Here is a 6,539-nt window from a genome sequence, read left to right on the forward strand (position 1 = left end):
GGACCGGTGCGGACCGGTCCACCGGGCGTCGGTCCACCGGGGCGGCGGCGGGCCCTACCGCCCGGTACCCGGGTAGACCGCCCCGCGGGCCCGGTGCAGGCGCAGGGCCAGCTGGATCTCCAGCGCACCGGCGGGCTGCTGCCAGTCCGGGCCGAGCAGCTCGGTGATCCGGTCGAGCCGCCGGGAGACGGTGTTGGTGTGCACGTGCAGCTGCTGGGCGGCCCGGGTCGGGCTGCCCCCCGAGGTGAAGTAGGCCTCCAGGGTCTGGACGAGGTCGGTGCCCCGCTGGGTGTCGTAGTCGATGACGGCGCCGACCGCCGAGGTGATGAAGGCACCGGCGTCGCGCTCGTCGGAGAGCAGCAGCCCGAGGAAGCCCAGGTCCGACGCCGAGGCCGTGCCGCCGGTGCCCCCGAGGGCGATCAGCGTGTCCAGGCAGCGCCGGGCCTCCTGGTAGAGCTTGCCGACCGACACCAGGTCCTGGGCCGGCCCGGCCGCTCCCGCGGAGACCGCGTGACCGAGCAGCGGTGACAGTTCGTTGGAGGCCGCCCGGGCGGCGGCCGAGGGGTCCGTGCCCGGGAGCAGCAGCACCAGGAGCTCCCCGCTGACCGTCTTGAGCCCGCCGTGCCGGTAGGCGTACGAGGAGGCCCAGACGGCGGCCTCGCCCTGTCTGCCGCCCTCGGGGCGCAGGACCACCACGACGTGGTGCCCGGACGGGTCGATGCCCAGCCGGCGGGCGCGCGCGCTCAGGCGCCGGCTCGACTGCGGCGTACTGGCGAGCAGGTCGTCCAGGTACTCGTCGCGGGCGGGTCCGGCCGCGGCCGACACGCTGTGCCGCAGCAGCAGGACGAGGGCGACGGCCTGGCCGGTGGAGTACAGCAGCTGTTTGCCCTCGTCGGTCAGCGGGGACTTCGCCTGGAACAGCAGCACGCACGGGCCCGCGACCCCGGTGGTGACGTGGGTCGCCCAGACGGTGTCGGTCACCGCGATCGGCGCACCGGCCGCGTGCGAGTCCACCAGCGCCTTGACCGCCACCGCCTCGTCCAGCCGGGGCAGTTCCCCGGTGCTGGCCAGGACCTGGCCGGACGCGTCCCGCAGGACGAGGGTGCCGTCCAGCGCGTCCCCCATGGCCCGGACGATGTCGTGCGGTTCGGCGCCGCCGAGCACCCGGTCGGCGAACTCGGTCTGGGTCCGGGCGAGCAGGCGGGTGCAGGCCAGGGCGGTCTCGGTGCGGGCGGCGGCCTCCCGCGTGTCGGCCAGCTCGGCCCGCAGCCGTTCCGCCCGCCGGGTGGCCTCGATCGCCGCGGCGGCCATGTCGGCGAACGAGCGGAGCAGGCCGACCTCGTCCGGGGTGAAGTGGCGGCGCTGGCGGGAGGCGCCGTAGAGCGCGCCGACCACCACGTCGCCGTGGGTCATCGGCACCGCGAGGATCGCGCGCAGGCCCTCGGCCCCCACCACCGCGTCGATCTCCGCGGAGTGCGGGAAGCGGTCGTCGGTGAGGTAGTCGGAGGTCCAGAACGGCGCCTGGCGGCCCTGCGCCTGCTCGCCGAGGCCCAGGCCGTGACCGAGCGTCAGCCCCTCGCTGAGCGCGGTGGTCTCACCGTCCGAGCGGTGGACGTAGGAGCCGCCCTGCGGCAGGCGCAGGCTGACGTACGCCATGTCGAAGTCGAGCAGCCGCCGGGAGTGGCCGGTGATGACGTTCAGCAGGGAGTCCAGGTCGGGCTGGTAGGCCAGGTCGCGGGCGGTGGCGACCAGTGACGCCAGCGACGCCTCCCGTCGGCGCCGCTGGTCGGCGGCGGCCCGGACGTCCAGGGCCAGCCGGACGGCGTGTTCGAGGCGCCCGAACTGTTCGGTCGTCAGCTCTTCCTGGCGGGCCGTCCACAGCAGCTCCTCGAAGCGGCCGGCGGGTGCCTCCAGAGCGAGAAGCTCGAGGACAGCCGGTGTATGGGCGTCCATCGACGCGTCGCCCGAGTTCAAGAAGCGTCCCCCCACGCAAGACCACGAGATCGTTGGTGGAGCCTAGGTTGTGCGTTTGTGCTGGTCAAGCAGGAGCGGCCGGGTCAGTCGAGCATGGTGTGCTCCGAGCACCGCGCCGACGGGCCCGCGGTGTCATCGGAGCACCTTACGGGGCACCGTGCGGTTTCGAAACGATGACCTCGGGAGTCGAACAGAGGACTTCCTCGAAAAGGCAAGGGGCGGGGGATGACAGATCTGAAGAGTTACGCGAGATCCCTGGAGCGCAGCCGTACGGCGCTGACCCGGGAGGACCGGCCGGACCGGTTCACCATGGCGGGCCGGGAGTGGGACCTGCTGCCCGGGGTCTTCGCGCCACCGTTCTCGGCGACCACCGCGACGGCCATGGAGATCCTGGGGTTGGACGGCGCACGGGAGACGCCGTACCGGCAGCACGGGTCGTTCCTGGAGATCGGGGCCGGTACCGGCATCATCGCGATCGCCGCGGCCCTGGCGGGCTGTGCGCGGGTGGTCGCCTCCGACATCAACCCGCTCGCGGTGGAGAACACCCGGCTGAACGCGGTGCGGCACGGTGTCACCGACCGGCTGCGCGCCGTGCACAGCGACCTGTTCTCCGTGCTGGGCGAGGGCGAGCGGTTCGACACCGTCTACTGGCACTCCAACTTCGTCCTGGCCCCGACGGAGTACCGCTACGAGACCGACCACGAGCGCGCCTACGTCGACCCGGGCTACCGGGCGCACCGCGGGTACCTGGTCGAGGCGCCGCTGCGGCTGACCGAAGGCGGCAGCGCCCTGCTGCAGTTCAGCGACCGCGGGGACGTCGAGCGGCTCCACGCGATCGCCGCCGACTGCGGCCGGGACCTGCTGGTCCGTCACCGTCAGGAGTTCCGCGAGGGCGGCGAGACGATCGAGCACATCCTCTTCGAGATCCGCAGGGCGGACTGACCCGCGCCGTCCGCGCGGCCGACTGTCCGCTGATCGGGCGGGAGCACCCGCCCGGGGCCACGGAGGTACCTTGCGCACGCTGCTCATCGACAACTACGACTCGTTCACCTACAACCTGTTCCACTACCTCGCCGAGGTAGGCGGTCACGAGCCCGTGGTGATCCGCAACGACGACCCGCGCTGGCACCGCGGGCTGCTCGACGCCTTCGACAACGTGGTGCTCTCGCCCGGGCCCGGGAACCCGGCGGTCGCGGCCGACTTCGGGATCTGCCGCGAGCTCGTCGAGTACGCGGACATCCCCCTGCTCGGGGTCTGCCTGGGCCACCAGGGGCTGGCCCTGGCGCACGGCGCCACCGTCGGGCGGGCCCGCGAGCCGCGGCACGGTCTCGTCTCGCCCGTGTCGCACACGGGCACCGGCCTGTTCGAGGGGCTGCCCTCACCGTTCGACGTGGTCCGCTACCACTCGCTGGCCGTGACGGACCTGCCGCCCGAGCTGGCGGCGGTGGCCTGGACTCCGGACGGCGTCCTGATGGGCGTCGAGCACCGGCACCGGCCGATGTGGGGGCTGCAGTTCCACCCCGAGTCGGTCCTCACCCGGCACGGCCACGACCTGCTCGCCAACTTCACCCGGCTGAGCGCCGCGTGGCGGGCCGAACGCGGCCGGGAGCGGGTGGAGTCGGTGGCCTTCGGGCTGCTCGACCGGACGGTCGCGCCGCTCGGCCGCACGGCCGAGCGGTCCGCCGCCGACCGCGGCGGGCCGCGCCCGCGCTCCCTGCGGGTCCTGGTGGAGCGGCTGCCCACCCGTTGGGAGGACGAGGTCGCCTACGACCGGCTGTTCCGCACCGGCGCGTACGCCTTCTGGCTGGACAGCAGTCGGCCCGACGCGGCCGGCGGCCGCTTCTCGATCATGGGCGACGGCTCGGGGCCGCTCGCCCGGGTCGCCGAGGCCGACGTGGCGAGCCGGACGGTGACCGTCCGCTCGGCCGCGGAGACCGAGGTGCTGTCGGCGGACTTCCTGGACTGGCTGGACGGGGACCTGCGGGCGACCCGGGCCGAAGTGCCGCCGCTGCCCTTCGCGTTCGCGCTGGGCTGGGTCGGCTACCTCGGCTACGAGCTGAAGGCCGAGTGCGGCGGGAGGGCCGCCCACCGGTCGGAGGACGCCGACGCGGTGATGGTCTTCACCGACCGCGCGGTGGTACTGGACCACGCCACCCGCACGACCTATCTGCTCGCCCTGGCGGAGGAGGGCGAGGAGGGCGAGGAGGGCGAGGAGGCACCGGCCCGGGCGTGGCTGCGCACGGCCGCGGACGCGCTGGAGTCGGTGGCCGGCCGGGCCGCGGCGGAGCACCCCGGGCTCCCGGGCGTCGGCGACCTCCGGCTGCGGCACGACCGCGACGGCTACCTGCGGCTGATCGACCACTGCCAGGAGCTGATCGCCCGCGGCGAGACCTACGAGGTGTGCCTGACCAACATGATCGACGCCCGGGGCGAGCTCGACCCGTGGGACGGCTACCGCGTCCTGCGCCGCAGCAGTCCGGCGCCGTACGCGGCGCTGCTGAGCTTCGGCCGGCTCTCGGTGCTCAGCACCTCGCCCGAGCGCTTCCTGCGGATCGAGGCGGACGGCGGCGTGGAGTCCCGCCCGATCAAGGGCACCCGGCCGCGCGGGGCGACCGCGGCGCAGGACGCCGAGCTGGCGGCGCAGCTGCGCTCGGACCGGAAGGACCGGGCCGAGAACCTGATGATCGTCGACCTGGTCCGCAACGACCTCGGGCGCCACGCGGAGATCGGCTCGGTGCGGGCCGACCGCATCTTCGAGGTCGAGACCTACGCGACCGTCCACCAACTGGTCAGTCCGGTCCGGGCGAAGCTGCGCGCGGGGCGGAGCGCGGTGGACTGCGTCCGGGCCGCGTTTCCGCCGGGCTCCATGACCGGAGCGCCCAAAGTCCGGACGATGCAGATCATCGACGAACTGGAGGCCGGTCCGCGCGGCGTCTACTCGGGCGCCATCGGCTACTTCTCGCTGACCGGGGCGGCCGACCTGAGCGTGGTCATCCGGACGGCGCTGGTCACCCCGGGCCGGGTCCGCTACGGGGTGGGCGGCGCCGTCATCGCGCTGTCCGACCCGGCGGCCGAGTTCGAGGAGACCGCCGTGAAGGCGGGCCCGCTGCTGGCGGCGGTCGGCGCCCGCTTCCCCGGGCGGCATCCGGATCCGGCGGTGCTCTGAGCCCGTGGGGTGTACGGTGGGCGGCCCGCTCGGCGCGCCCACCGTACGCTGCGGGGCCCGGCGGTACGCCCGGCCTTCCTGCGGGCCGGGCGCGGCGTCGGCAAATTGCCTGGTCAGGGCAGGACTTGACGGATTCCCCCGTACCTGACGGAGTGTCGGACGGCGGTTGGCCCGACGGGCCGGCCTGCCGCACGATCTCCCCGACAGCGATTCGTGCCGACCAGTGGTCGGCCAACGGGGGGAGCGCTTTCGTGACGGTCACCGGCAACTCGACGTCCGGCATGCCCGGCATCGACCCCTCCGCTCCCAGACGGGTGCCGCTCGACGCGCTGAAGCCGTCGGACTCGCCGCGCGCCCAGCGCCAGGACGAGGAGCACGTCCGCAAACTCGCCGACTCCGACTGGGAGTTCGACCCGATCCTGGTCCACCGCGGCACCATGCGGGTGATCGACGGCATGCACCGGCTCTCGGCCACCGCCCTGCGCGGCCGGCGCGAGATCGCGGTCCGCTTCTTCGACGGCAGCGAGGCCGACGCGTACGTCCTGTCCGTCCAGCTGAACGTCCGGCACGGGCTCCCGCTGACCCCGGCCGAGCGCCGGCTCGCCGCCGGCCGCATCCTGCGCTCCCACCCGCACTGGTCCGACCGGGCCATCGCGGAGCGCACCGGTCTGAGCGGCAAGACCGTGGGCAAGCTGCGCCGCAGTGCGAGTGCGGAGATTCCGCAGTCGCACACCCGGGTCGGCCGCGACGGCACCGTGCGCCCGCTCAGCAGCGCCGAGGGGCGCCGGATCGCCGCCGCCCTGCTGGCGGAGGACCCGGGCGCCTCGCTGCGCGAACTGGCCCGGGGGGCCGGGGTGTCCACCGGTACGGTCCGCGATGTCCGGGACCGGTTGCGGCGCGGTGAGAGCCCGGTGCCGCAGGGGCGGCGCGACGGCGCCGGGCCCGCGACCGTCCCCCCGCAGCTTCCCCGGCAGCGGACCGGGGAACGGACCGGGGAGCGGCCGGTGGGGGAGGTCTCGTCGGACCTGGCGAGTACGGCGGTGCAGAAGCTGATCAGGGACCCGGCCCTGAAGGCGACCGACTCCGGCCGGCTGCTGCTGCGCGTCCTGCTCAGCACGGAACTGACGCCCGACCAGTGGGAGCGGATCGCCGACGCGCTCCCGCCGCACAGCGTCCCGCTGGTGCACGTCGCGGCCGCCCGCCGCAGCGCGGAGTGGAGCGCGCTCGCCGACGTGCTGGCGCAGCGGGCGCGGGGCGCGGCCTGAGCCGCGTGAGGACCATCGGTACACCGAACGGGGAGAGTTCGTTGGGTACGTTGCGCTGGCTGACGGCGGGGGAGTCGCACGGTCCCGCACTCGTCGCGACGCTGGAGGGCCTGCCCGCCGGCGTTCCGGTGACC

Annotated in this window: 5 protein-coding genes; 4 read left to right on the plus strand and 1 reads right to left on the minus strand. The window is 74.4% G+C overall.

Annotation, left to right across the window (positions count from 1 at the left end; translation table 11 throughout):
• Nucleotides 1-54: 54 nt before the first annotated feature.
• Nucleotides 55-1,953, minus strand: a complete 1,899-nt coding sequence (locus ACFVYI_RS03190) for a helix-turn-helix domain-containing protein (RefSeq protein WP_387880995.1) — start codon at nt 1,951-1,953, stop codon at nt 55-57.
• Between the two features lie 246 nt (nt 1,954-2,199).
• On the opposite strand from ACFVYI_RS03190, the gene ACFVYI_RS03195 reads away from it, so the two are divergent.
• From ACFVYI_RS03195 to ACFVYI_RS03210, 4 genes are all read left to right on the plus strand, one after another.
• Nucleotides 2,200-2,916, plus strand: coding sequence for a 50S ribosomal protein L11 methyltransferase (locus ACFVYI_RS03195; RefSeq protein WP_387880998.1), 717 nt, complete (start codon nt 2,200-2,202; stop codon nt 2,914-2,916).
• Between the two features lie 70 nt (nt 2,917-2,986).
• Nucleotides 2,987-5,140, plus strand: a complete 2,154-nt coding sequence (pabB, locus tag ACFVYI_RS03200) for an aminodeoxychorismate synthase component I (protein ID WP_387881000.1) — start codon at nt 2,987-2,989, stop codon at nt 5,138-5,140.
• A 251-nt stretch (nt 5,141-5,391) separates the two neighbouring features.
• On the plus strand, nt 5,392-6,405 hold the full coding sequence (locus ACFVYI_RS03205) for a ParB/RepB/Spo0J family partition protein (protein WP_387881003.1): 1,014 nt from the start codon (nt 5,392-5,394) through the stop codon (nt 6,403-6,405).
• A gap of 14 nt (nt 6,406-6,419) precedes the next feature.
• Nucleotides 6,420-6,539: chorismate synthase (locus ACFVYI_RS03210; RefSeq protein ID WP_387881021.1), on the plus strand; the 120-nt coding region annotated here is incomplete at its 3' end.

The organism is Kitasatospora sp. NPDC058218 (assembly GCF_042882445.1).
Taxonomy (GTDB): Bacteria; Actinomycetota; Actinomycetes; order Streptomycetales; family Streptomycetaceae; genus Kitasatospora.

Coding starts and splice junctions, on each gene's coding strand:
- ACFVYI_RS03190 (WP_387880995.1), bottom strand. CDS start 1,953: ATGGACGCCCATACACCGGCTGTCCTCGAGCTTCTCGCTCTGGAGGCA.
- ACFVYI_RS03195 (WP_387880998.1), top strand. CDS start 2,200: ATGACAGATCTGAAGAGTTACGCGAGATCCCTGGAGCGCAGCCGTACG.